25 protein-coding genes are annotated in these 24,953 nt (G+C 60.0%); 17 read left to right on the forward strand and 8 right to left on the reverse strand.

The features are described from left to right. Positions 1–154: 154 nt before the first annotated feature. The gene (locus tag ACZ445_RS09860; protein WP_248487441.1) at positions 155–784 is read left to right on the forward strand and encodes a LysE family translocator; all 630 of its coding nucleotides are present in this window, start codon (positions 155–157) and stop codon (positions 782–784) included. 56 nt (positions 785–840) lie between these two features. On the opposite strand, the gene inhA is transcribed toward ACZ445_RS09860, so the two are convergent. After that, entirely contained in the window at positions 841–1,521 is a 681-nt protein-coding gene (gene inhA, locus ACZ445_RS09865; protein WP_248487443.1) for an isonitrile hydratase, read from the reverse strand. Between the two features lie 90 nt (positions 1,522–1,611). Here inhA and ACZ445_RS09870 point away from each other — a divergent pair, with 90 nt between their 5' ends. Then, complete coding sequence (locus ACZ445_RS09870) at positions 1,612–2,604, forward strand: GlxA family transcriptional regulator (RefSeq protein WP_464708246.1); 993 nt, start codon at positions 1,612–1,614, stop codon at positions 2,602–2,604. On the opposite strand, the gene ACZ445_RS09875 is transcribed toward ACZ445_RS09870, so the two are convergent. The 5 genes from ACZ445_RS09875 to ACZ445_RS09895 form a co-directional block, all read right to left on the reverse strand. Further along, positions 2,550–3,464: an alpha/beta fold hydrolase gene (locus ACZ445_RS09875; protein WP_464708247.1), complete on the reverse strand. Its 915-nt coding sequence runs from the start codon at positions 3,462–3,464 to the stop codon at positions 2,550–2,552. The two genes, ACZ445_RS09870 and ACZ445_RS09875, sit on opposite strands and share 55 nt — an antisense overlap. 78 nt (positions 3,465–3,542) lie before the next feature. Further along, positions 3,543–4,103, reverse strand: coding sequence for a GNAT family N-acetyltransferase (locus tag ACZ445_RS09880; protein WP_058426397.1), 561 nt, complete (start codon positions 4,101–4,103; stop codon positions 3,543–3,545). Then, on the reverse strand, positions 4,100–4,573 hold the full coding sequence (locus tag ACZ445_RS09885) for a cysteine hydrolase family protein (protein ID WP_464708249.1): 474 nt from the start codon (positions 4,571–4,573) through the stop codon (positions 4,100–4,102). The genes ACZ445_RS09880 and ACZ445_RS09885 overlap by 4 nt, the downstream gene beginning before the upstream one ends. A 49-nt stretch (positions 4,574–4,622) precedes the next feature. Further along, positions 4,623–6,449, reverse strand: coding sequence for a glycoside hydrolase family 15 protein (locus ACZ445_RS09890; protein ID WP_464708250.1), 1,827 nt, complete (start codon positions 6,447–6,449; stop codon positions 4,623–4,625). Then, positions 6,442–7,242 (reverse strand): glucose 1-dehydrogenase, encoded by an 801-nt coding sequence (locus ACZ445_RS09895; RefSeq protein WP_058426400.1) that lies wholly within the window; start codon positions 7,240–7,242, stop codon positions 6,442–6,444. The genes ACZ445_RS09890 and ACZ445_RS09895 overlap by 8 nt, the downstream gene beginning before the upstream one ends. A gap of 253 nt (positions 7,243–7,495) precedes the next feature. Here ACZ445_RS09895 and ACZ445_RS09900 point away from each other — a divergent pair, with 253 nt between their 5' ends. From ACZ445_RS09900 to ACZ445_RS09965, 14 genes are all read left to right on the forward strand, one after another. Further along, positions 7,496–8,200: an HAD family hydrolase gene (locus ACZ445_RS09900; RefSeq protein ID WP_464708251.1), complete on the forward strand. Its 705-nt coding sequence runs from the start codon at positions 7,496–7,498 to the stop codon at positions 8,198–8,200. A gap of 25 nt (positions 8,201–8,225) precedes the next feature. Further along, entirely contained in the window at positions 8,226–9,449 is a 1,224-nt protein-coding gene (locus tag ACZ445_RS09905) for a transaldolase family protein (RefSeq protein ID WP_464708252.1), read from the forward strand. Beyond that, positions 9,446–10,174 carry a sulfotransferase-like domain-containing protein gene (locus tag ACZ445_RS09910; RefSeq protein WP_179028912.1) on the forward strand — a complete coding sequence of 243 codons (729 nt, stop codon included), beginning with the start codon at positions 9,446–9,448 and terminating at the stop codon, positions 10,172–10,174. The genes ACZ445_RS09905 and ACZ445_RS09910 overlap by 4 nt, the downstream gene beginning before the upstream one ends. 10 nt (positions 10,175–10,184) lie before the next feature. Then, positions 10,185–10,910: an SDR family oxidoreductase gene (locus ACZ445_RS09915; RefSeq protein WP_179028911.1), complete on the forward strand. Its 726-nt coding sequence runs from the start codon at positions 10,185–10,187 to the stop codon at positions 10,908–10,910. Then, entirely contained in the window at positions 10,907–12,043 is a 1,137-nt protein-coding gene (locus tag ACZ445_RS09920) for a Rossmann-fold NAD(P)-binding domain-containing protein (protein WP_464708254.1), read from the forward strand. Before ACZ445_RS09915 ends, ACZ445_RS09920 begins: the two co-directional genes overlap by 4 nt. A gap of 7 nt (positions 12,044–12,050) precedes the next feature. Beyond that, positions 12,051–12,821 carry a class I SAM-dependent methyltransferase gene (locus ACZ445_RS09925; protein ID WP_464708255.1) on the forward strand — a complete coding sequence of 257 codons (771 nt, stop codon included), beginning with the start codon at positions 12,051–12,053 and terminating at the stop codon, positions 12,819–12,821. Positions 12,822–12,830: 9 nt separating this feature from the next. Next, positions 12,831–14,060, forward strand: a complete 1,230-nt coding sequence (locus ACZ445_RS09930) for an MFS transporter (protein WP_058426406.1) — start codon at positions 12,831–12,833, stop codon at positions 14,058–14,060. Continuing rightward, positions 14,057–14,662: an adenylyl-sulfate kinase gene (cysC, locus tag ACZ445_RS09935; protein ID WP_058426407.1), complete on the forward strand. Its 606-nt coding sequence runs from the start codon at positions 14,057–14,059 to the stop codon at positions 14,660–14,662. The genes ACZ445_RS09930 and cysC overlap by 4 nt, the downstream gene beginning before the upstream one ends. A 107-nt stretch (positions 14,663–14,769) precedes the next feature. Next, positions 14,770–15,420: a CGNR zinc finger domain-containing protein gene (locus ACZ445_RS09940; RefSeq protein WP_058426408.1), complete on the forward strand. Its 651-nt coding sequence runs from the start codon at positions 14,770–14,772 to the stop codon at positions 15,418–15,420. Positions 15,421–15,498: 78 nt separating this feature from the next. Then, on the forward strand, positions 15,499–15,999 hold the full coding sequence (locus tag ACZ445_RS09945) for a sigma-70 family RNA polymerase sigma factor (protein WP_058426409.1): 501 nt from the start codon (positions 15,499–15,501) through the stop codon (positions 15,997–15,999). 14 nt (positions 16,000–16,013) lie between these two features. After that, the gene (locus ACZ445_RS09950) at positions 16,014–16,967 is read left to right on the forward strand and encodes a FecR family protein (protein WP_058426410.1); all 954 of its coding nucleotides are present in this window, start codon (positions 16,014–16,016) and stop codon (positions 16,965–16,967) included. Between the two features lie 97 nt (positions 16,968–17,064). After that, positions 17,065–19,470, forward strand: coding sequence for a TonB-dependent siderophore receptor (locus tag ACZ445_RS09955; protein WP_058426411.1), 2,406 nt, complete (start codon positions 17,065–17,067; stop codon positions 19,468–19,470). A 250-nt stretch (positions 19,471–19,720) separates the two neighbouring features. Further along, the gene (locus tag ACZ445_RS09960; RefSeq protein ID WP_235594991.1) at positions 19,721–20,530 is read left to right on the forward strand and encodes a hypothetical protein; all 810 of its coding nucleotides are present in this window, start codon (positions 19,721–19,723) and stop codon (positions 20,528–20,530) included. A gap of 654 nt (positions 20,531–21,184) precedes the next feature. Beyond that, positions 21,185–22,114 (forward strand): hypothetical protein, encoded by a 930-nt coding sequence (locus ACZ445_RS09965; RefSeq protein ID WP_058426413.1) that lies wholly within the window; start codon positions 21,185–21,187, stop codon positions 22,112–22,114. Positions 22,115–22,172: 58 nt separating this feature from the next. Here ACZ445_RS09965 and ACZ445_RS09970 read toward each other — a convergent pair whose 3' ends face one another. Together ACZ445_RS09970 and ACZ445_RS09975 are read right to left on the reverse strand one after the other, a co-directional pair. Continuing rightward, the gene (locus tag ACZ445_RS09970) at positions 22,173–23,324 is read right to left on the reverse strand and encodes an MFS transporter (RefSeq protein WP_058426414.1); all 1,152 of its coding nucleotides are present in this window, start codon (positions 23,322–23,324) and stop codon (positions 22,173–22,175) included. A gap of 21 nt (positions 23,325–23,345) precedes the next feature. Then, positions 23,346–23,678, reverse strand: a complete 333-nt coding sequence (locus ACZ445_RS09975) for a hypothetical protein (protein ID WP_147467481.1) — start codon at positions 23,676–23,678, stop codon at positions 23,346–23,348. On the opposite strand from ACZ445_RS09975, the gene ACZ445_RS09980 reads away from it, so the two are divergent. Continuing rightward, positions 23,677–24,663 (forward strand): diaminopimelate epimerase, encoded by a 987-nt coding sequence (locus ACZ445_RS09980; RefSeq protein ID WP_464708256.1) that lies wholly within the window; start codon positions 23,677–23,679, stop codon positions 24,661–24,663. The genes ACZ445_RS09975 and ACZ445_RS09980 overlap by 2 nt on opposite strands. Positions 24,664–24,953: the final 290 nt, after the last annotated feature.

Raw genomic sequence — 24,953 nt, forward strand, 5'->3', positions numbered from 1 at the left:
CCTGGCGCAGCTGTCTTAATTGATAATGTTTCGCATTCTAGACGTTGCTCGTGGCCCTTCGCAATTGGCGGCGCGCACTGTATCCAGCACAATTTTTTGTTTGCTCCCGGTGCGCCGACTAATCTGCAGGCTTTTCCCGGTGGAAGGCTTGAGCATGATCGACCTGGCGACCCTGGTGGTTTTTTCCGGTGCTGTGCTGTTGTTGCTGTTGTCCCCGGGGCCGAACATGGCCTTTGTGATCAGCCACGGCGTGACCCACGGCTGGCGCGGCGGGATGGCGTCGGCCCTGGGCATTGGCGTGGCCGACGTGCTGCTCACCGCCTTGACCGCCACCGGGGTGACGGCGCTGGTCGCCAGTTGGCCGCCGTCGTTTGACGTGATCCGGTATGCGGGGGTGATCTACCTGCTGTGGCTGGTGTTCAAGACCTTGCAGAAAAAACCTGGGCTGGGTGCGGGCCCCGTCAGCCGCGTGCCGCTGGGCCGGGTGTTTCTGCAAGCGATGCTCAACAGTTTGCTCAACCCCAAGGCGCTGCTGTTTTTTGTGGTGTTCCTGCCGCAGTTCGTGAGGCCCGAGGCGGGGGGCATCGCCGTGCAGTTGATGGTGCTGGGGGGCGTGCTGACCTTGATTGCGGGCGTGTTTCATCTGCTGCTGGGCGTGTTTGGCGGGGCGCTGAGCCGGTTCTTCGCCAGGCGCTCGAAAGGCGCCTGGTTGCAGAAATGGGGACTGGCGATGGTGCTGACAGTGCTGGCGGTGCGCCTGGCGGTGATGTCGCGTCCGGCCTGACTAAACGTGTTGGGCCAGCTTTTTGCGGCAAGCCCGCTCGCCACACAGAAAGCGTATCAACCCAACCGCGCCGCCGCCCGAGCAACGATCTCCCCACGCACGCGGCGCGACTCAGCCGTGCGCTTGTTGGCCTCATCCAGCACATGCTTGGGCGCGGTGTCCGGGCGGCCGGCATCGAACGGCGGTGCCGGCGCGTATTCAATCTGCAATTGCACCAACTGCGCCGCCGCTTCGCTGTACAACTCCGCCGCCAGGGTCAGGGCAAAGTCGATCCCGGCGGTGATACCGCCACCGGTCAGCAGGTTGCCATCGCGTACCACGCGCTCTTGCACAGGAATGGCGCCGAGCGGGGCGAGCAGGTCGTGGTAGGCCCAGTGGGTCGTTGCCTTGCGCCCGCGCAGCAAACCCGCCGCGCCAAGCACCAGCGAGCCGGTGCACACCGAGGTCACGTAGCGTGCGGTCTGGGCCTGAGTCTTGAGAAAGTCCAGGGTCTGCGGGTCTTCCATCAAGGCGCCGACGCCGGAACCGCCGGGTACGCAGATCACATCCAGGCGCGGGCAGTCGGCATAGGTCATGGTCGGGGTGAACGCCAGGCCGGTGCTGGAGGTGACGGGGGCCAGGTCTTTCCATACCAGGTGCAACTTCACGTCCGGCAGGGAACCCAGTACGTCATAAGGGCCGGTAAGGTCCAGTTGCTGGATGCCGGGGAACAACAGAAAGCCGATCTGCAAGGTCATGAATGAAGCTCCGATAAAGGGGTGGACGGCTTCACTCTAGAGGCCTAGGCTTTGGCGAATACGCCATTGAGCCCACGAATCACGCCAATCATGCCTCGAATCGTCCATGTACTCGCTTTCGATAATGCCCAGGTGCTCGATGTCACCGGGCCGCTGCAGGTGTTTGCCTCCACCAATGACCTGGCGCGCCAGCGCGGCGAACCGTTGCCTTTCGCCGTTTCGGTGATCGCCGCGCAATCGCAGCCGGTGATGACCTCCGCCGGCCTGGCGCTGGTCGCCGAGCCGCTGCCCGCCGTCGATGCGCCGTGCGACACGCTGGTGATCGCCGGTGGCTGGGGCGTGTACGGCGCCGCCGAAGACCCGGCGCTGGTGGACTGGGTGCGCGAGAAAGCCAGACACACCCGCCGCATGACATCGGTGTGCACCGGCGCTTTCCTGCTGGCCGCCAGCGGCCTGCTCGACGGCTGCCGCGTGGCCACCCACTGGACCCGTTGTGAAGAGCTGGCGCGCAAGTTCCCTGCGCTGACGGTGGAGTCCAACCCGATCTTCATCCAGCAGGGTGCCGTCTGGACCTCCGCCGGTGTCACCGCCGGTATCGACCTGTGCCTGGCGCTGGTGGAAGAAGACCTGGGCCGCGCCGTGGCCCTGGAAGTGGCGCGGCACCTGGTGGTGTTCCTCAAGCGCCCCGGTGGCCAGTCGCAATTCAGCGTGACCCTGTCCCTGCAAAAAGACGACAGCCGCTTCGCCGACCTGCACACCTGGATGGCTGAAAACCTCACCCTGGATTTGAGCATCCCGACCCTGGCCGCCCAGGCCGGCATGAGCGAGCGCAGCTTTGTGCGCCACTACCGCGCCGAAACCGGCCAGACCCCGGCGCGTGCCGTCGAACTCATCCGCGTCGAAACCGCGCGCCGGCAATTGGCTGATAGCAGTGCCTCGATCAAACGCATTGCCGTGCAATGCGGGTTCGGTTGCGAAGAAACCCTGCGTCGCAGCTTTCTGCGCGCCTTGTCGGTGACGCCCCAGGCTTATCGTGAACGCTTTTCGCCGAGCAATTCCAACACCGCATCCAGTGTGGCCTGAGGTGCTTCCTGAGGGATGTTGTGACCCACTCCGGGCAACACCTGGCGCCGATAAAACCCGCTGAAATGCTCCACGTCATCATCCATGTCGGACGGCGGACCCACGCCATCATCGGCACCGCACAATGAAATGCTCGGCACCGAAATCGCCGGCTGCAACACCAGGGCCTGCTCGATGGCGTCCAGCGCCGGGTCGCCGGGTGCATACATGAAGCGGTGGCGGTAGGAGTGAATCACCACCTCGACAAAATCCGGATTGTCGAACGATGGCGCGGTCTGCGCATACAGCCCCGGCCCCTCGGTCCAGGACGGCGACCACAGTGACCACAACAGCTTGCACAGTTCGCCCCGGTTGGCGGTCAAGCCGTCCACGCCGCGCTGGGTATGAAAGTAGTACTGGTACCACAAGCGATGTTCCGTCACAGGTGCCCTGGGCTTGCGCGACTTGGCGATGTCCTGGATGTTGTAGCCATCCCCGGTCACCAGCCCGCGCACCCGCTCGGGCCACAACGCCGCGACGATACACGCGGCGCGCCCGCCCCAGTCGTACCCGGCCAGCGTGGCCTGCGGGATCGCCAGCGCATCCATGAAGTCCAGCAGGTCCTTGGCCAGCGCCGCCTGCTGCCCGGAACGCATCACCTGTGCGTTGATAAACCGTGTCGGGCCGTAACCGCGCAGGTAAGGCACCAGCACCCGGTAGCCATGCCCGGCCAATACCGGTGCAATCGCGTCATAGGCACGTGGGTCGTAAGGGAAGCCGTGCAGCAGGATCACCGGTTTGCCGTCGGTGGGGCCATGGGCTTCATAGGCTACATCGAGCATTGACGTGCGTACGTGGAGCAGTGGGGGTGTCATGGTCATGGTTCATCAAATGGCCAGAGATGCTGGAACTCTAGTCGAAAGGTGTGACGGGAAGGGGTGGGTTTTGAGACTGCGGGATTACTTGTCCAGTCTGGATTGATACGGCCATTCCCGCGCCAGCAGCCCCAGTACTTCAAGGTCATGTCGCTGGCCGTTCCAGAATCCGGCTTCTCGCAGTTTTCCTTCGGCTTTGAAGCCAAGACGCTCCAGCAAGGCGCGAGACGCGTGGTTATGTGGATGAACCAGCGCTTCCACCCGCTGCAAGTGCATCTGCCTGAAACCCCATTCCAGGGTGGTGCAAAGCGCTTCGCTCATCAGACCCTCGCCTCGGAATTGCGGTGCAAGCTCACAGGCCAGCGAGCAACTGTTCCATCCACGGTTCCACTTGAACAAGCCACAGCTGCCGATCAATCGGCCCTCGAACTCCAGCCCCCAGCGAGTTCCCGGATTCGGTTGGGTACGCCATTGGGCAAAGGTCTCGATCAGGCGCTTTGCCTGGGCAATGTCGGTCATCGGGTCAGCGCCGAACCAGCGCATACTGTCGGTATCGCGGTAGATGGCGAACAGCGCCTGGGCATCTTGGGTCACCAACTCCCGCAGTTGCAGGCGTTGAGTGTGCAGGGTAGGAAAGGGGGTCATAAGGTGGCAGCGACCTGGTCTCGATCAACCACGTGCCCAAAGTGATGTCGCCACAAGTCCACCCCCAACTGCCCCGGTCGATCCAGCGACGAGCCCATGGTCAGATCGCTGATCAACGTCGGCTGCAACCCGGCATCAAACAACGCAAACCCCGCCGCCAGCACGCAGGTGTCGGTCTGGATACCGCACACCAGCACGCGTTCGGGAGCCAGGCTTTTCAGGTAGGCGACCGTCGCGGGTGTCGGCGCGTAGCCGTGCTTGATGAAGATGCGGTCCGCCGCAATCAGGCTCTGGTCATCCCGCGCCGGTTGCCAGCCAAGTTGCCGGGCGAAGGGGGTGATGCTCTCGTCGTGACGCTCCACGGTGGCGACCGACGGCATGCGGCCCAGCAGGGTGTTGATGCCGTCTACCAGCCACGCGGGAGGGTTGAACGAGGGTTGCACATCGATGATCAGCAGTACCTGGCGCATGGTGATCCTGTCCGTGGCCTGGAGGGCTGCCCATTGTGCACAGGCTATTTCAGGGTTGCCAGGTGGTTTTCTCCCCGCTGAGCTTGCGGTCCAGGAACGTCGCCGCGCTGATCAACGCCAGGTGACTCAGGGCCTGGGGCGTATTGCCCAGGTGCCGTGCCTGGTTGTCGAACTCTTCGGCGTACAAACCCAGGGGGTTGGCGTAGCGCAGCAGTTGTTCGAATTCCAGGTGGGCTTTTTCGACCTGACCGGCGCGGGCCAGGCATTCGACGTACCAGAACGAGCAGGCCGCAAACGCACCTTCGGTACCTTGCAGTCCGTCGATCTGGCTGTCGTCGTTGCGGTAGCGGTAGACCATGCCGTCGCGCACCAGGCTTTTCTGGATCGCTTCCAGGGTCGAGAGCCAGCGCGGATCGGTCGCCGCGACAAAGCGCACCAGCGGCATCAGCAGCATCGAACCGTCCAGCGCCGTGCTGCCGATATGCTGCACGAAATGCCCGCGCTCCTCGTTCCAGAAGTTGCTCCAGATGTCGGCGTAGATCGCCTGGCGGGTCTGGTCCCAGCGCGCGAACGGCGCCGGCAGTGAACGCTTGGACGCCAGGCGGATGGCACGGTCCAGCGCTACCCAGCACATCAGTCGCGAATGCAGGAAGTGGTGCTGCTCGCCGCGCATTTCCCAGATGCCCACGTCCTGGGTGTTCCAGATTTCGCAGACCTGGTCGGCGACTTCCACGGTGTGCTTCCAGCCTTCGTGGGAGATGGCTTCGCCGTACTTGTTGACCAGGTACACCGCGTCCATCAGCTCGCCATAGATGTCCAGCTGGATCTGGTCGAATGCCCCATTGCCGATGCGCACCGGCTGGGCGCCGCCGTGGCCTTTGAAGTGGTCCAGCTCGGCTTCCGGCAGCTCCTGGCGACCGTCGATGCCATAGAGGATGTTGATCTTGGTCGGCTGGCCGCAGCAGTCACTGACGCGGCCCTTGAGCCAGCGCATATAGGCGTTGGCCTCGTCGACAAAACCCAGGCGCATGAAGGCGTAGACGGTGAACGACGCATCGCGGATCCAGGTATAGCGATAGTCCCAGTTGCGCTCTCCACCGGGGCTTTCCGGCAGGCCGAAGGTGGCGGCGGCGATGATCGCGCCATGTTTGCGCGACGTCAGCAGCTTGAGCGCCAGGGCCGAGCGGTTGACCATTTCGCGCCAGCGCCCTCGGTAGTTCGATTGCGCGATCCAGCCGCGCCAGAATTTCAAGGTGTGCGCCAGGGCCAGGTCGGTGCAACCGCTGTCCACGCGTTCATCGTCCTGGCCGCCGAGGACGAACTCGGCACCTTCGTCCTGGTCCAGGGTAAAGCGGGCCACTGCAGCGCTGTCCTCGATCTGCAGCGGATGGCTGGCGGACAGGCGCAGGCCGGGCTGGCCATCGGCGCTGAAACATACGGTGCCGTTGTCGAGGGTGGCGTGTGTGGGCGTGCGCCCATAGTCATGCCGCACGGCGCAGCGCAGATGAATCTCAGCCTTGCCGCTGACCACCCGCACCCGGCGGATCAGCAGCGGCAGGTCGTCGATTTCTTCGCTGATGGCCAGCAGGTCGGTGATCTCCACCACGGCGTCGTCGCTGAGCCAGCGGGTTTGCAGGACGTTGGTGTCGGGCAGGTAGATCTGCTCGCGACGCGCGTTGGGCAGGTCTGGGGTGAGTTGGAAGATGCCGGCATCGGGGCTGTCCAGCAGCGAGCAGAAGACCGACGGGCTGTCGAATTCCGGCCAGCAGAAGAAGTCGATGCTGCCTTTGTCGTTCACCAGTGCCGCGCTGCGCATATCACCGATGATGCCGTGGGCATCGATGGGGCTTTGTTGTTCGCTCTTCAAATCAACCATTGCCACGAAACTCCGGATACAGGCTCATGCCGCCATCAATAAAGAGTGTGCTGCCCACGACGTAGTCGGACGCATCACTGGCCAGCCACACCACGGCGTTGGCCACGTCTTCCACATCGCCGACCCGTCCATAAGGAATCAGCTTCAGCAGTTCCTTCTCTGCGGCGCCTTCAGTGGCTGCGCGATTGATCGCGGTGCGGATCGCCCCCGGTGCGATGCCGTTGATGCGGATACGCTGTTCGCTGACTTCCTGCGCTAGGGTGCGCATCAGCATCTCCACGCCGCCCTTGGACGCCGCGTAGTTCACATGCCCAGCCCAGGGGATCAACTGGTGCACCGAGCTCATATGGATGATTTTGCCGGCTGCCCGCGATACGCCATCGCGTACGCCCTGGCGGTTGAAGATGCGCACGGCGGCACGGGCACACAGGAACTGGCCGGTGAGGTTGACGCCGATCACGGTGTTCCAGTCGTCGAGGCTCATGTCCACCAGGTTGGCGTCCTTCTGCAGGCCGGAGTTGGCCACCAGGATGTCCAGGTGGCCGAAGGCATCCAGGGCCTGGGCAAACAGCCGTTCTACCTCTTCTTCTATTGATACGTTGGCGCCGATGGCAATCGCCCGGCCACCCTCGGCGTTGATCTGCTTGGCCAATGCCTCGGCGGGGGCAGCCTGGCTGTTGTAATTCAGCACCACGGCCGCTCCGGCGTGTGCCAGAGCCTTGGCCGCGCCGGCGCCGATTCCGGAACTGGCGCCGGTTACCAGCGCCACTTGTTGCTCCAACGAGATACGCATTGCTCACCGACCTTTATTTCGTGAGTTCAAGTAGCTGACTGACGCTGCGCAAGGGAAGTTCAGCCGTGTGAATTTAGCGACTACAACCATGGTGAAAAATGGAATAACAGAACTATAAAAAATAACCATAAGATACTAAAAAACCGCTTAAAAGCGTTTGACAGGCTTTTTGTCCGCGTGTCTTATAGGCACACCTCAACCCGCTCCGTTGGTAGTTCGGACGTCATCGCGGGGCCACTTACAAGAGGTATCTATGTGCCTTTCGGCCGATATAGGGGAACTACCAGTTCAGGGAAAAACCGCTGCCTTAGTTGGCATGCCGAAGTTAGTGATCTTCGATTGCGACGGTGTACTCGTCCAAAGTGAAGAGATCACCCTGTCTGTGTTGATCTCCATGCTAAATGCACGTGCACCTGGCAGTGCGACACTTGATGTGACACGTTTTATCGAACACTTCCGCGGACGCAGAATTGCGGAGTGTTTGCGTGAAGCTGAATGTATTTTAGATATTCATTTGGATAATGAGTTTGAGCAACACTTTCGTCAGTGCGCGCTGGATGCCTTGACGCTTGATTTAAAAGCGACGGATGGGATTGTTGAAGTGCTGGACAGTTTGCAGGTCCCGTACTGCGTTGCCTCCAGCGCACCCCGTAGCAAGATAGAACACTGCTTGCGTATTGCCGGTCTGTTTTCTTATTTCGAAGGGCGAATATTCAGTTGTTATGAACTGGGTCGCTGGAAGCCAGATCCGTTGGTGTTTTTGACGGCTTGTGACACTTACGATATTGCCGTTACTGATGCGCTGGTTATTGAAGACAGTGTTACGGGTATTCAGGCGGCCGTCGCTGCCAATATAAGGGTTTTGGGTTTTGGTCCACCGCACCGGCGTGCACAGTTGGCGGCTGCCGGCGCATTACCGATCGCCGACATGCGTGAAGTACTGGCGATTTTTAATTGATCTTATTACTCAGGGAGGAGGCGTTGTGAACACACTGGGTTACCTGGAAAGACTTAAACGCAACGATCAATCTTCACAGCTATGGTGGGATTCATCGCCTGCCGTTTACCTGCCTTACAAACAGCACCTGCTGGATAAGTACCCGGCCGCCGCAGCTTATATAGATGCGTTGATGCCAGACGATTTCTCCCAGCCCCGGGGCTTGTGCAGCGTAACCACCAATCCCCGGCTGGTGACCGCCGTTATCCTTGAAAAACGCGAGTACTGGTCGTCGCGCTTCAACCTGGCGAGCTTGACGCCCAGCCAATTGCACAAGCAGTTGTACAACGAGGTCATTGTCGAAGGGGCGGCGGCACTTCAGCCGCTGTGGGTCCAATCCGCGCAGGTCGAAGGCTGGATCTCAGCCCAGGTCGACCCTGTGGATGTGCGTTGCACCGAGCGCATGACCGTCAGGGGGCTGGAACTGCATCGCCTGGCACCGAATGTGATGGTCAAGGTGCCGGGCAGCCTGGAGGGGTTGGTGACGGTCGAGCAACTGGTCGCCCAGGGGGCGTCGATCAATGTCACCTTCTGCTTCACGGTTGCGCAGTTCCAGGCCGGCATCCAGGCCATCGAGCGGGGCATGGCGACCGCGCGCAGCAATGGCATCGACACTGCCCACTGCAAGTACGTGATCACCTTCATGATCGGGCGTTTCGCCTGTCAGCCCGAACTCACGCTGCAGGCCGCGGAGCGTGGCCTGGCATTCAGCGCCGAGGAGCTGCGCTGGGCCGAGCTGATGATCTACGAGCAGGTCCAGGCGTTGGTGGCGGCCACGAGTGTGCCGGTCCAAACCCTGCTGTCCAGCATCAAAGTCGATGTGGACGAGCGAGGCAACAAGCATTGCTGGCACCTGGAAAAGACCGGGCATGCGGCAACCTGCTACACGCTGACGCCGGATGTGGTGGAGTTCCTCATCGAGCGCGAAAGCCACGGCAAACCGGTGGTGCCCGCCGTCGGACCACAGAAACCGCCCGCGTCGACTTTCGCCAAGCTGATCCGTATCCCGTACTTTTACGAAGCCTACTTTGTCGACAGCATCGAGCCGTACGACTTTGGCAACCACGAGGCGTTTATCAACGCCTGCAATGAGGCCAACAGCGCGCACCGACGCCTGGCCGATTACTGCGTTCGGCTCTGCCCGGTGACCAAGCCCTTCAAGCGCGCGCTCAACGCGTTGCTGGCCGCCGAATTCGGGGTGATCGCATGAACCGGATGATCGGGTTATGGGCACACCCACGTTCGCGCTCCACCGTGCTGGAACGTGTGTTTATCGAGCGGGGCGATTTTGAGGTCTTCCACGAGCCGTTTGCGCACATGGCGTTTTCCGAAGACTCGGCGATCCCTTCGGATGAGTGGGATCACAGTTTGCCCACGACGTACCAGGGTATAAAACAGCATCTGTTGACCGCGCGTGAGCGCAGCAACGTGTTTCATAAAGACATGTGCTACCACTGCCTGGATGATTTGAAAGTCGACAGTGGGTTTCTTGCGCAACAGGACAATATCTTTCTTATTCGTGAACCGGCCAGCAGCATTATTTCCCATCATCGGGTTCATCCGGATATGCCGCTGCAGGCCATTGGGCATAAAGCCCTCTACGACATCTTTTGTGTGGTCACCAAACTCACGGGCAAAGTGCCCTATGTAATTAACGCTGATGATTTGGCCGCCGAACCAGAGCGGGTGATTCGTAAGTTATGTGATTACTTGGGTATTGAATTTCTGCCGCACGCCATGACGTGGAAGCGAGAGTGCCCGCAACAATGGAAAACCTGGCGTCGTTGGCATGCTGCGGCGGAAAACAGTGAGCGCATTGTGACGCCGGATAAACAACACATCGATATGAACGCCTTTGAGCACTACCCGAAGTTAAAAGCGATGTATGAATACCATCGGACTTTCTACGCGCGCATGAATGAATTTTGCCAATAAGGATGGTTGTATGAAGAAGTTGATTGTTACCGGAGCGGCTAACGGCATTGGTCGGGCCACTGTGGACATGGCGATTCAACAGGGTTACTTCGTTATTGGCGCCGACAAGGATGCCGAAGGCCTAGATATTTTACAGCGACTCTACGGCGCTGAAGTATTCGAAGCGCAGAGTGCAGACTTTTCCGATATGGCGGTTATCAAGGGTTTTATCCCTAAGCTGTATGAGCGCCATGCAACTATTTATGGACTGGTCAATAATGCCGGGCTTTATCACGGTAAAAGTGTCTACGCCTATTCCGATGAACAGATCGACGAGATCCTCACCGTCAATCTCAAGGCACTGGTCTATCTGTCCAAGGACTTCGCCGAACGGGAAATGATCCACGAAGCCCCGCGCAGCATCGTCAACATTGCTTCGGTGGCCGGTGAAGTGGGCAGCTGCGATGCCCTCTACGGCGCCACCAAGGCGGCGGTGATCGGCCTGACGAAGGCCAACGCCTGGAACTTTGCGCCGTTCGTGCGGGTAAACGTGGTGTCCCCGGCGCTGATCCATGACACCGCCATCTACGACACCATCCCCGAATACCGCCGCGCCGAGTACGCACGCCAGGAGGTCCTCAAGGACCCGATCCGGCCCAGCGGCGTCGCCGAGGTCATCATGCTGCTGGTCGGCGATGCCATGCGTCACAGCACCGGCAGGGTGATTTCGGTCGACAACGGAGCCTACCCACGGTGAGCCATTCGATGCGCAAGAAAAAACTGCTGCTGGTGGGCGCCGGCAACCTCTGCTTGCAGATCCTCAAGATTCTCGGGCCAAAAAACGCGTTCGAATTTGTGGTGTTGGGCCGCAATGAAGAGGCGACGATCCGGCTGTGCAACCTGGTGGCACTGTCGTGTGCGCAACTGGGGCAATTCATTGCGATCAAGCCGGTGATTGCCGACCTTACGGACATCGGCAAGGTGACCCAGTTGCTGCGTGAAGAAGCCCCGGACATGCTGGTGAACTGCGCGTCGCTGCAGTCGTGGCGGGTGATTGCCGGGTTGCCCAAGCTGTCGTTCGAAAAGCTCGACCAGGCCCAGTTCGGGCCCTGGCTGCCCATGCACCTGACGTTGATGCACTGCCTGATGCAGGCGGTGAAGGCCTCCGGCATCTCGGCCAAAACCGTCAACGCGGCGTTCCCCGATGCGGTCAACCCGATCCTGGCGCGTGTCGGCCTGGCTCCCGATATCGGCGTGGGCAATGTGGCCAACCTGATTCCGGCGGTACGTTTTTCCATCGCTCGGTTACTTGAGTGCGCGCCGGCTGATGTACAGGTGCAGCTGTACGCCCAGCATTACTTCAGCCACTACGTGCCGCGCGGTGGCCTGCCACCGCGTGCCAGCTACCGCCTGTTGTATGAAGTGCGCGACCGCCCACAGGCACCCCGTCTGCCGGCCGAGGCGATTTTTTCTACGGTGAAATCCGAGTTTCGTCGCCTGGGCGGGGTGGACGGGCAGTTCCTTACGGCGTGCTCCGCCGTCACGGTGATCGAAGGGCTGTTTTCAGCCACGCCGGTGCGGGTGCATGCGCCTGGCCCGCTTGGGCTTCCGGGCGGCTATCCCGTGCAACTGCACGAGGGGAGGATCGAGGTGCTGTTCTCCGAGGCCTGCCCACAGGATGAGGCGGTGCGCATCAACAGCATCTGCCAGAGCCAGGATGGCATCGACGAAATCCATTGCGATGGTTCCGTCACCTACAACCCGCAGTGCATGGCCGTCATGCAATCGATGCTGGGGTACTCCAAGCACAGCATGTCCATCGAACAGTCCGCCGAGTTTGCCCATGAGTTGGCGAGCAAGTACCTGTCCTTCAAGAATTCAACCTGGTAGGTGCGTCATGAATCAGATGACCAGAAACAAGCACAACGACGTGGCCAGTTACTCCACGCAGTACTCGACGGAATTTGTCGAACGGTGGGATGAGTTGATCGATTGGGAGAAACGCAAGGCGGGGGAGGGCGGGTTCTTTGAAAACCTGTTGCGAAGCCACGGCGTGCAGTCGGTGATCGACGTCTCGACGGGCAGTGGTTTTCATGCCGTCCAGCTCAAGCAGGCGGGCTTTGAGGTGGTCGCCACCGATGGCAGCAGCACCATGTTGACCAAGGCGCGGGCGAACTTTCGCAAACATGGCCTGGATATCCAGTCCCATTACCGCGACTGGCATTCACTGGACCCGCAGGAGTTGGGTCAATTCGACGCCGTGGTGTGCCTGGGCAGTTCGCTGTGCCATGTGTTTGAAGCCCATGATCGATTGCGGGTATTGGCGAAATTCAGGGCCTTGCTCAAGCCGGGCGGGTTGCTGATTGTGGACCAGCGCAACTTCTTCGCCATCCGTGCCGGTAAATTCAAAGCCAGTGGTCATTACTATTACTGCGGTACAAACGCTTCGGTGAGCTTGGGGCAGGTCGATGAGCACCTGTGTGAGTTCATCTATTCCTTCGATGATGCGCAACAGTACAGGCTGCAGGTTTACCCCCTGTTGCCGGGGGAATTGAAGGGGGAAGTGCTCAAGTCCGGGTTTACCGACCATCAAAGCTACGGTGATTTCGAGCGTGACTACGACATGATGGATTGTGATTTCGTCATCCACACTGCGCGCGCCGAATAGGGAGGCTTGATGAGCACACTCGTACAGAGCAATGCCCGCCCACTGGACAGTGTCGTGCTGGCGGTGGTCCTCACCGGCTTTGTGGCCAGCACCTATGGTTTCGGGGTTTACCTGTTCGCCAACCTTGTCGTGGACATGCGCCGCGACATCGGCTTTGACTACACCACGGTGGGCCTGATCACCGGCGGCGCGCAGATCGGCTTCCTGCTGTTTTCGTCGGTGACCAGTTACATCAGCCGTTTCTTCGAAGGCTGGAAAATCAGCCTGGTGTCCACCGTGATGACGTCCCTGGCGCTGCTGGGCCTGAGCGTCAGCGACAGCATCTGGTTGTCGGGTGCCTTGTTGATCTTGCTCGGTGGTTGTTCCGCCTCGGTGTATATCCCGCTGGCGGAAATCGTCACCAAGGGCTTCAGCCCGGGCAATCGCTCGCGGGTCATGGGGCTGATCTCCAGTGGTACCAGCTATGGCGTGTTCATCAATGGCTTGCTGGTGTCGTTCCTGACCTTGAATGGCGGTTGGCGCTCGATCTGGCTGACCGCCGGCCTGATCTCGGTGGCCCTGTGTCTGGTGGCCTGGTTTCTGTTGCGCAACCTGGCCGCAAGCCAGGACACCGGGTTTGCCGGCGTGCGCGCCGCCGCGTTTGACAGCCAGCAACCCTGGCTCAGCCGCTCGCTGTACCTGACCTGGGCCATCGCGTTTCTCAATGGCATGGCATTGCTGCCGTTCCAGACGTACCTGGCGCCATTTCTGCGCGATGAATTGGGCGTTTCGGTACAGGACGCAGGGTTTATCTGGACCACCATCGGTGCGGTGGGCATGGCCTCGGGCTTTCTGGTGGGGTGGATAGCCGACAAGGTCGGGGTGCGGGCGTCGCTGGCGATGTGTTTCCTCAGCGCAGGGCTGGCTGCCACCCTGGTGTTCAGTTTCAACAGCCTCCCGCTGTTCTACCTGGCGGGGTTCCTGTTTGCGCTGGCGTTCTACCCCATTTTCGGGCTGGTCCCCAGTTACATCGGGCAGATCGTGCCGGTCAGCCGGCTGACCCAGGCCTTTGGCATCGCCAATGTGCTGATCGGCTTGGGCGGGGTGTGCGGCAACTTCCTGGGTGGCTTTTCCAAGGACCTTACCGGGTCGTTCTCGACGGTCTACTGGGTGGTTGCGCTGTTGCTGTTCGTGCAATGCGTGATGGTGTTCATGTTGGGTAAACCGCCGGTTGCGGCGAAGGAGGGCGAGCGGCCATGAGTTATTTTCCAGACAGTCCAAGCCAGAACCTGCACGCGTTTGCGTTCAGCCATCGGCGCGCCGGACACGGGCACAAGCCAGCGGTCATCTGGATGACGGGGATCTCGGCGTCCGGCAAATCGACCATCGCTGATGCGCTCGATAGCGCGCTGCAGGCGCAAGGGCGGACGACCGCCATCATTGACGGCGACTCGGTGCGTGGTGGGCTGTGCCGAGACCTGGGTTTTACCGACAGCGACCGCGATGAGAATATCCGGCGGGTCGCCGAAGTGGCCCGCTTGATGATGGAGGCGGGGCTGATGGTGATCGTGGCGCTGATTTCACCCTCGTCGGCCAGTCGGCATTACGCCCGTTCGATCATCGGCAATGAGTTTTTTGTGGAAGTGCATGTGGATGCGCCATTGGAAATCGCCGAACAACGTGACCCGAAGGGCCTGTATAAAAAAGCCCGCGCGGGGTTGATCAAGCACTTTACCGGGATCGACTCCCAGTACGACGTGCCGGTGTTTCCGGAAGTGCACTTGAATACCCAGGCGCTCTCGGTGGAACAGTCTGTCGAGGCGATTCTTGATTGGGTGGGGCACAACGACAGTCGCGGTTAGCCGTCTGTCTTTGCGTCGGCTTTGCGCCGGGAGGACCATGTCTGCAACTTGAAAAAACAGGGTAATCTGCGCCATCGCAGGGAGAACGCGTTTTTTCAGGAGTAGGCATGACACATTTTACGGGCACTGCAAAATCTATCCGTCTGATTGGCGGGGCCCGGGTCCTGGACTTTATCAATACCACCAATGGGCGGCGCCCCGGCACTTCGCTCAAGGTGATTGAAGAACGGCTGACCAGTTTTCAGTTCTTCTTTGAATGGGCCTTGCATGCGTCGTTGATCTCGGCCCAGGAGTTCGATGACTACAAGCCGATGGTGTTTGAGTCATCGATTGCCTATCAACCCAACCTCGACGCGATCATTGCGTTCAGGGAATGCCTGTACGCAGTGTTCTACCCGTTGTCCTTGCAAGCTGCCGCGCCCGACGACGCCTTGCAGCAGATCAACGAGACTTTCCAGCAAGGCGCTGCGCGACGGGTGCTGCGTTCTGTCGAGGGCAAGCCTGCCTGGGCGTGGATGGCCTGCACCACGGCGCAGGAGCTCACGGCCATGGTGCTGGGCCGCCTGGCCATCGAGGCCACGCAATTGCTGGTCTCCGGTGATCTGCACGCATTGCGCAGTTGCAGCGCTACCGACTGCGACTGGGTGTTCCTCGATATCTCCAAGAACAAACAGCGCAAGTGGTGCCAGATGAGCGTGTGCGGCAGCCGGGAGAAACTCAGCCGGCTCAGACAGGGGGGGTGTACAACATCGCTTTAAGGACATACGGCGGCCAGCAATTGCTCCACTTAATAGGAAACATTACTATTCACGTCCCGCCTCACCAGTGCTCCCGCGATGATCCCTCAGCCGCCCCGCAGAACAGGCTTTTTCGAACACTACGAAGAGTTGATCGGGACCTGGACACGCCGCTTGCGAAACCGCCAGCAGGCCGAGGACCTGGCCCACGACACCTTTGTGCGGGTGCTTGAGGCAAAATCCTCCGAGGTTGAGCAACCCCGGGCCTATCTGCATCAAACGGCGCGCAATATTGCCGTTGACGCCTTTCGACGCGAAGACCGTCGCGAGGCCATGACCCTGCAAGCCTTTGATCAGCACTCGCCGCACGCGGGCGACCCGGAGCATTTCATGCACGCGATCCAGTTGGCGGACTCTATCGAGCGAGCCTTGGCCGAACTGCCGCTCAATTGCCGCAGGATTTTCATCTGGCAGAAAATCGAGGGCCTCACCCAACAGGAAATCGCCGACCGCCTGGGGCTGTCTAAAAACATGGTGGAAAAGTATATGATCCGCACCCTGCGGCATTTGCGCGACCGCCTGGACGCGATGGCGCCATGACTCAAGGATCTTCCATGATGGATAACCGTGCCAGAGACGAGGCTGCGCAGTGGTTTGTACGCCTGCAAGACGCCGAATTGAGCGTCACCGAGCGCCAACGCTTTGATGCTTGGCGCAACGAGCATCCCGATCACCAATACGAGTTCGATGTGCTGCAAGGCTTATGGAGTGCCACCGACTTGTTGCCCTCGGCACGCTTGCAGGTGCTATGCGAGGCCCCATTGGAACGACCCAAGCGTCGCGCCGTATTGCGTTACGCGGTTGCGGCCAGTGTGATCACCGTAGCGCTGGGGTTGGGCCTGTTCAGTGGGCTGGATCATCCCAAACCCTACAGCGCAGAGTTCAGCACGCGCCTGGGTGAACATCGCCAGGTGGCCTTGCCCGACGGTTCGGTGATGGACCTCAACAGCCGCAGCATCGTCACGGTGCATTACGAAAAAGGTCGGCGTGGCGTCGAGATCAAGCAGGGCGAAGCGATGTTCAGCGTCGAACATGACACCAGCCGGCCTTTTGTCGTGGCGGCCGGGGCAGGGCAGGTGACCGTGACCGGCACGCGATTCGATGTGCGCCGCGATGACGACCAGACCCGCGTCATGGTCGAAGCCGGCACCGTGAAGGTGCAAGGCCGCTCGCCGGACAAGGTGGTGACGCTGACGGCGGGCCTGGGCAGCCATGTCGACAACCAAGGGCGGGTGGCCGCGGCCTACGCGGTGAACACTGAGGAACTGACAGCCTGGCGTACCGGCAAGCTGGTCTTCAACAACGCTTCGTTGGGCGAAGTGGCCCGGGAAGTCTCGCGCTATCGTGAGCGACCGCTGCGGGTCAGCACGCCGGCCGTGGGCAACCTGCGCCTGACCAGCGTGTTCAAGGCCAACGACACTGACGCCTTGCTCAAGGCCTTGCCGCACATTCTGCCGGTGGCGCTGCGCACCTTGCCGGACGGCAGCCAGGAAATTATTTCACGCTGACATTCAGGTTTTTTTCGAGTTCTTCGTCTTCTCCTGCAACTGCAACTGGTTTGCATTAACAGCCGCACACTCTTGCGATCACAGGACTAGGTTCGACGTGAAAAAACTTGCCGTGAACAACAATAAAATCTCCCGTTGGGCGCCGCTGGCCCTGGCGCTTGCGGTCAGTGCCGCGCTGCCTGCCGCCTATGCCGCCGAAGCTATCCACATCAAGGCCCAGCCCCTCGGTGCGGCGCTGAGCCAGCTGGGCCAGCAGACGTCCCTGCAAGTGTTCTTCAGTCCCGAGTTGGTTGCAGGCAAGCAAGCGCCGGCGGTCGACGGCAACCTCTCCCCCGAACAGGCCCTGCGCCAGTTGCTGCAAGGCAGCGGCCTGGACTACCAGATCGATGCCGGCTCCGTGACCCTGCGCCCGTTGAACAGCGGCACCGGTGAAGCCGGCTCGCCACTGGAACTGGGCGCCACCGATATCAAGGTGGTGGGTGACTGGCTCGGCGACGCCAATGCCGAAGTGGTGCAGAACCACCCCGGCGCGCGCACGGTGATCCGCCGCGAAGCCATGGTGGAGCAGGGCGCGATGAACGTCGGTGATGTGCTGCGCCGTGTGCCGGGTGTGCAGGTGCAAGAGTCCAACGGCACCGGTGGCAGCGATATTTCCCTCAATGTCGGCGTACGTGGCCTGACGTCGCGCCTGTCACCACGCTCCACCGTGTTGATCGACGGTGTACCAGCAGCGTTCGCGCCGTACGGTCAACCCCAACTGTCGATGGCACCGATTTCCGCCGGTAACCTGGACAGCATTGACGTGGTGCGCGGTGCCGGTTCCGTACGCTACGGGCCACAAAACGTCGGTGGCGTAATCAACTTCGTGACCCGCGCCATTCCCGAGAAATTCTCCGGTGAAGTCGGCACCACCCTGCAAACCTCTGCTCATGGCGGCTGGAAGCACATCGATAACGCCTTCATCGGCGGCACCGCCGACAACGGCATCGGCGCCGCCTTGCTGTACTCCGGGGTCAATGGCAACGGTTACCGCAACAGCAACAATTCCAACGATATCGACGACGTGATCTTCAAGACCCACTGGGCGCCGACCGATCAGGACGACTTCTCGCTCAACTTCCATTACTACGACGCCAGCGCCGACATGCCCGGCGGCCTGACGCAGAAGCAGTTCGACGCCAACCCGTACCAATCGGTACGCGACTGGGACAACTTCAGCGGGCGCCGCAAGGACGTATCGTTCAAGTACATCCGCCAGATCGACGATCGTACCCAGGCCGAGGTGCTGACCTATTACTCCGACAGCTTTCGCGGCAGCAACATCGCCAACCGTGACCTGAAGACCCTCGGTTCCTACCCGCGCACCTACTACACTTTCGGCATAGAGCCACGCGTCTCCCATGTGTTCGACGTAGGCCCGAGCACCCAGGAAGTCAGCCTGGGCTATCGCTACCTCAAGGAGGGCATGCACGAGCAGGCAACCAGCCTGAATCTGGTCAACAATGTACCGACGCCGGGCGGACAGAGTGACGGCCACGTCTATCAGGATCGCACCGGGGGCACCGAGGCCAACGCGTTCTACATCGATAACAAGATCGATATCGGCAAGTGGACCGTGACTCCGGGGATCCGTTTCGAGGACATTCGCACCGAATGGCACGACCGCCCGGTGATCGCGTTGAACGGCACCCGTACCCAGGAAAAACGCCGCGAAGTCCACAACAACGAACCGCTGCCGGCGTTGAGCGTGATGTACCACGTCTCCGACGCCTGGAAACTGTTCGCCAACTACGAGGCTTCGTTTGGCAGCCTGCAGTACTTCCAACTGGGCCAGGGCGGCACCGGCGACCAGACCGCCAACGGCCTCAACCCGGAAAAGGCCAAGACCTACGAGGTCGGCACACGCTACAACGACAATGTCTGGGGCGGTGAGCTGACGTTCTTCTACATCGACTTCTCGGATGAGCTGCAATATGTCAGCAACGATGTAGGCTGGACCAACCTCGGCGCCACCAAGCACGCCGGTATCGAAGCCTCGGCGCATTACGACCTGTCGAACCTGGACCCGCGCCTGGATGGACTGACCGCCAATGCCGGCTTCACCTACACCAAGGCCACCTCCGAAGGTGACGTGCCGTTCAAGGGCCGTGACCTGCCGCTGTACTCCCGTGAAGTCGCCACCTTGGGCCTGCGTTACGACGTCAATCGCTGGACCCATAACCTGGATGTATACGCCCAGTCCGGCCAGCGTGCGCCAGGTACAACCAGCACCTACATCACCCAAGGCACGGCTGACGGCCAGTACGGTGATATTCCAGGCTACGTCTCGGTCAACGTGCGCAGTGGCTATGACTTTGGCGAGCAGTTGTCCAACCTGAAACTGGGCGTTGGTGTGAAAAACGTCTTCGACCAACAGCACTACACCCGTTCCAGTGACAACAATGCTGGGCTGTACCTTGGCGAGCCGCGAACCTTCTTTGTACAGGCCAGCGTCGGGTTCTGATCGAAACATTGCCGCTCTTCCTGCCCGGGTTGAGCGGCAATACCTACCGATAGAGTGGTTTGTCTTTCACGCCTTCAAATGTTCCTCCTACCAGGATTCTGGAAACTTTCAGCCGTCTCCGGAACCGGCTTCCACAGTTCTGCCACACAGGATAGGCCTGCTTGCGCTGGTCTCCTTGACGGCTCGTAGAGTCCAAGGATGCTGGAACAGTGATGTCAGGCGCCTGAATAGACCGAACTGGAGAACAAGAATGTCGGTATCGCCATACAATCACAGCGTCGCCCCTAACCTTGATAACGCCTCCCCGGGGGAAGAAAAGCGCAGCAGCGAACGGTCTGCCATCGCATCAAGGGCCCTGGTCTCGGCAGGGATCCATTTCGCCTCGCAGTCCAGTCATTGCGGCCCGGTATTCGGTGGCCCGCCGTCGCGCCCACTCCCCGAGAATGTGCGCCCGAACCCAGGCCCACCTCCACGTCCGACCCCAGCGTTGCCGGACCCTCATTTTTCAAAGCAAAGCAACGAGCAATTGGCCCAGGCGCTCCTGAACAGCTATGACGCGTTCAGGGGCCGCTGGCCTTCGCGCTCAGTCACGCGACAGAGTGTGCAGAAAATGGCCAATCAACCGTTGACCGGTGATCCTACTAAAGACGCGAATATTCGGCTGGCGATCGAACTGCTGCGACGTCCTGGGCTGCTGCAATCGCTCGATCGAAATGGCAGCACCGGTGACCTGAACGGTCGTTTGTCCAAGGACGACATCAGGAGCTTCGTTCAGTCAGATAATCCATTGAAATCGAAGGACGACAAGCAACTCGTCCAGGAAATGCTCAACCATTTCAATGCGTTAAAAGGAGGGTGTTTCAGTAGCACGATCAAGCTCGGGGACCTTCGCGCCCGAGCAATGCAACCAATGACCGGTAACCCCCGCAACGACCATCTCACCCTTCTGGCACGGGAAGTCATGGCGCGCTCGAACCTGATGTCGGCTATGGACAACGTTCACAGTTGGCAGCGCGATGGGAAGATTTCCCGACAGGAACTGTACGCATTGCTTCGTTAGACCTGAGGCTGCCCTCTGCCGCACCGCGCAGCAGAGGTTGGTGAGCGCTCGGCGCAGCCCATACAACCCAGTCTTGCAGGAACTGTATGCGAGTGTGTACCACCAAGAAGATATCCACCGGTCGTTGCCTGCCGATGGAGCCTTCGTCTACCGGACCGGATCTGGACCATGAATTCGACATCTTTTGAATCCCGTCATGCTCGGTACAAAATCTCGACCTTGGCCGCACCTGCGCAGGAGGCGGAAAACCCGAGAGAACCTCTGGGACCCTATCTCTCATCCTCGCCCAGGTTCAGCTTCAAGGCGCCCACCGCAGAAGATTTTGACAAAGGCTCTCGAGCCCTCATGGAAGAGTCGACCCCCGGTTCGGTTATTTCAGTGTTTTCCAGTTTTTGGAACAAGTTGGTCCGCCGTTAGGCCTTGCAGTTTCACATCGACACAATTTTTTAGAGCATGGAGGCTCGACAAGGTGAACTGGTTACAAACGCTCAAGATTCATCCGGGTATATGCGGCGTTTTGGACGGCAGACTTCGGAACCATCGTTTTTTCGGAACCACTCAACCAGAGCTTGTGCTGCGTTGATTTCAAGGTGTTTTCGAGGATCAGTCGACCAAGGCACAGGTTACGTAATCTAGATAGGGTGGAGGTTAATCATGGTCGGTAGTGTCAATAACTATCTGCAGTCAGTAGCGTCAAATACACTGAATATTCCCTCAGCAGGCGCGGAGCAGCGGACGGGCAACGGTCAGGCTCGCGATGCTATCGATACGCGTGCGCTGGGCAAGTCGCTGCCGGCGGCGCCGTCATTCAGCGCCAGTTTTTTGAACGGCGCCTCAAGGCACTTTGACGGTCAGAATTTGTATGGCGGCATGACGAAGGCCGGCAACCCCTTTATCAGTTCAGACGACCACCTGTTGGCGACGGACCTGAAGAACAATCTGTCAATACTGGACCCGTTCAAGAAAGATGGGCAGTTGACCCAGGCTTCCTTGCTTGAGATAGCTAAAGAGGAACCCAGCAGCAGTAAGGTCTCGGAGCGCACCATCATGTTGGTGCTAGAGATACTCAACCGTCCTCGGCTGAACGAAGCTATCTTGGAAAAGGGCGGTAAGATCACGCATGACAGCCTCGGCAAAGCTGCCGACTTGCAGGTTGGCAACACCAACCCCAACACCCAAAGCGCGGACCCGTTCCATGCGAAGACCGATGCGCAGGTCGTCCAGATTTTCAGGGGTATGTTTGACGAATTACGCGACAAGTCGGAAGACCGGACGTTCTTCTTCGAAAAACATCGATACGTGAAAAAAGACACGATCATCGAAATGAGCAAGGACCCAGACCAAACCGATAAGAACGGTGAGCCTTTACGAGATGCGCGTACTGGGTTTCCTTTAAAGAAATACAGCGAGCAACAGGTATACCTTGCCAAGAATCTCATGGAACGGCCGGGGTTGATGGCTTCTCTAGACAGTTCCAAAGCCAATGGTCACAACATTTTCGGCAGCCATAACGACGATGGATGGTTAAAAAACTACAGCCTTGATCGTTGGCTGAAAAACGACAAGGAAGAAAAAGGGCGATAGGCCCTGCAGGCGAGCATGAGCGGTTTGAAATACTCAAACAGCCCATGCCGCTTCGCTCTCATACCCGCAGTATTTTCCCACTGATCGCCACCACCGCCAGCAACACACCGACCAGCAGGAAGGCGGTTGCCAGGCTGCTGCCGTGGGCGATGAAGCCGATCACGGCCGGCCCCGCCAATATCCCGGCATAGCCCAGGGTAGTGATGGCCGGTACGGCAATATGTTCTGGCATGACAGTCTGTTTACCGACGGCTGTGTACAGCACCGGAACAATATTGGAGCAACCAGCGCCTATCAATGCGTATCCCAGCAAGGCCATTTCCCAGGCGGGGGACAGGGTGGCCAGGAATGTGCCGGCGGCCGCAAGCGCACCGCCGCCCACAATCACCCGGGTAGCACCCAGCCGGCGCACGATGGAATCTCCGGTCAATCGTCCGACCGTCATGGTCAGCGCAAATGCTGCGTAGCCCAGCCCTGCATAGGCTTCGTCCAGGTTACGTTCGGCGCTGAGGAACACGGCGCTCCAATCAAGCACTGCCCCTTCGGCCAGGAACACGATAAAGCACAGGCAACCGATAAACAGCACCACGCCGTGGGGCACGGCAAACGCCGGGCCGGAACTTTCGCTGCCATAGGGCAGCAGGTGCGGCGCAGCCTTGAGCAGTGCCGCCAGCGTGATGACGATCACCACCAGGGTCGCCTGCAACGGCGACAGGCCCAGCCCGAGCAAACCCGAGACACCCGCCGCACCGACGATGCCCCCCAGGCTGAACAGCCCATGAAAGCCCGACATCATGGTTTTGCCGCTGGCGCGTTCAACGATCACCGCCTGCAAGTTGACCGTGGAATCCACCGTGCCCAGACCGGCACCAAACAGGAACAACCCAACCATCAGTAGCGGAATCGAGCTGACTGTCGCCAGCATCGGCAATGCCAGGCAGATCAGGATCGTGCCGGCGCTCAGGACGCGTCGGCAGCCGAAACGTGAGGCCAATGCACCCGCTGCGGGCATGGCGATAATCGAACCGACCCCCAGGCACAGCAGCAACAGACCCAGCGTGCCTTCACTCAGTCCGGCACGAGCCTTGGCATACGGCACCAGCGGCGCCCAGGCCGCGATGCCGAAGCCGGCAATGAAGAAAGCGATGCGGGTCGACATTTGCTCCAGCCGCCCGGGAACCACGGGCGCTGAGGTGGGGATGGCAGTCATGAAAAATCCTTGGTTTTGCGTTCAACGAACGATGTCCGGCGCGACATCCTTGCATATCAGGCCTTGGTGTGCGAGCCAGGTTCCGCTGGGATTCGGGCTGCCTTGAATTTTATTTTTACAAGCTGGAACGCTGGAGCAGGTTGCAACCACATAGGTCGTAACGAGTTTGTAGGAGGCGGTCTGGAAGGTGCGTAATCCCTGCGAGAGCAGTTGAACCCCAGGGTTCTCGCGGCGGATTACCACCTTCCAGGCCGCTTCTGAAAACGCGTCAAGCGGGTGGTGTGCAACGCCGGGATCCCACACAATCGAGCAACTCTTTTTTGCGATCACGCATGCCTCGGTGGATAACCTCATGACCCTGTTCTACGACGCTCGCGGCAATATCTATGGCGTGGCCAGCCCGGCTTTATTGCGCCGCAAGGGCATCGATGTACCCGAGAGTGCTGAGCATGCCGCGGTTGCTCGTAACGCCTGGGCAGCGTCGGCAATCGCCTCGGAATGCAGTTGGGGCTCGGTGCCGCACCCGGCTGGTGGCAAGGCCCACCGTTCTGATGGCCTGCTGGTGGGGCCGTTCCAGGACGCGCCGCCGTTCGATCTGCTGATCGTAAACACCGACGGTTCCCTGGCCGAGCGCAGCGGTAATGGCTTGACGATTTTCGCCCAGGCTCTCACCGACCAGGGCCTGATGACCGAGGCTTGTGAGTTGCGGGTCCATCACGACAAATCGGATGCGCAATCGCCGGTCGCCACTCGGGTGGAACCCACCGTTCGTGACGATGTTGCAGGGTTCTGGCTTGAGCTGGGGGTACCTGCCTTTGGGCCTGCGGCGGTGGGCGCGCAGGGGGTTGGTCAGGTATTTCTGGAGGGGACTGAACTGAGCCATGTCACCGAGCTGGCGGCGATCAGCCCACAGTGGGCCGCCAGTCAATTCGTGCGGGTGGGCAACCCCCATTGTGTGACGCTGGTCCAGCAGGTATCGGCGTTGCCGGACAACGCACGAATGCTGCTGCCAAAGCTGTTCGAGCCCTTGAAGGCGATCGCCTTCGCGCCCCCTGCGGGCGGCGGCCAGCCTTGTGGGGCGGGGGTCAACTTGCAATGGGCGGCGCGCCAGCCTGGCAACCAGGTCATAGCGCGGGTGTTCGAGCGCGGTGCAGGGCCGACCGCGTCTTCCGGCACCAGTGCCAGCGCCGTCGCCTGCGCGGCCTGGCGTGCGGGCTGGGTCGAGAGCGGCGAAGTTGCAGTGGTGATGCCGGGTGGCGTTGCGCCGGTACGCTTGCACACCCAGGGCGAGGCGCTGCTCGGCGTCAGTCTGTTCGGGACCGCACGGCTGCAGGCCTGAGGTTTTTTAACGGCTGACGCTGTGATTCAGTGTCGGCTGTTTCTTTGTCAGTTAGTAGTTATTAAGAAGGTTAATGTAGGGCATTTCTTATTGTTAAGAAGTGGCACATTGACTCGTTTAATTATTTTTTAAAAGACACTTCCAACTTCGTTGTACGAATCTTCTTTTTTATTTTAAAACAGCCGATTTTCGCCCGTAATCGCTAAGCTTTGAGGCGTTCAAGGGCTTTTTCTCGGCAGCTTATTTGCACACTTAACGAGGCAAAGCATTCTTGCGCGCTCATTAATTTA

This window comes from Pseudomonas allii, from assembly GCF_055380095.1.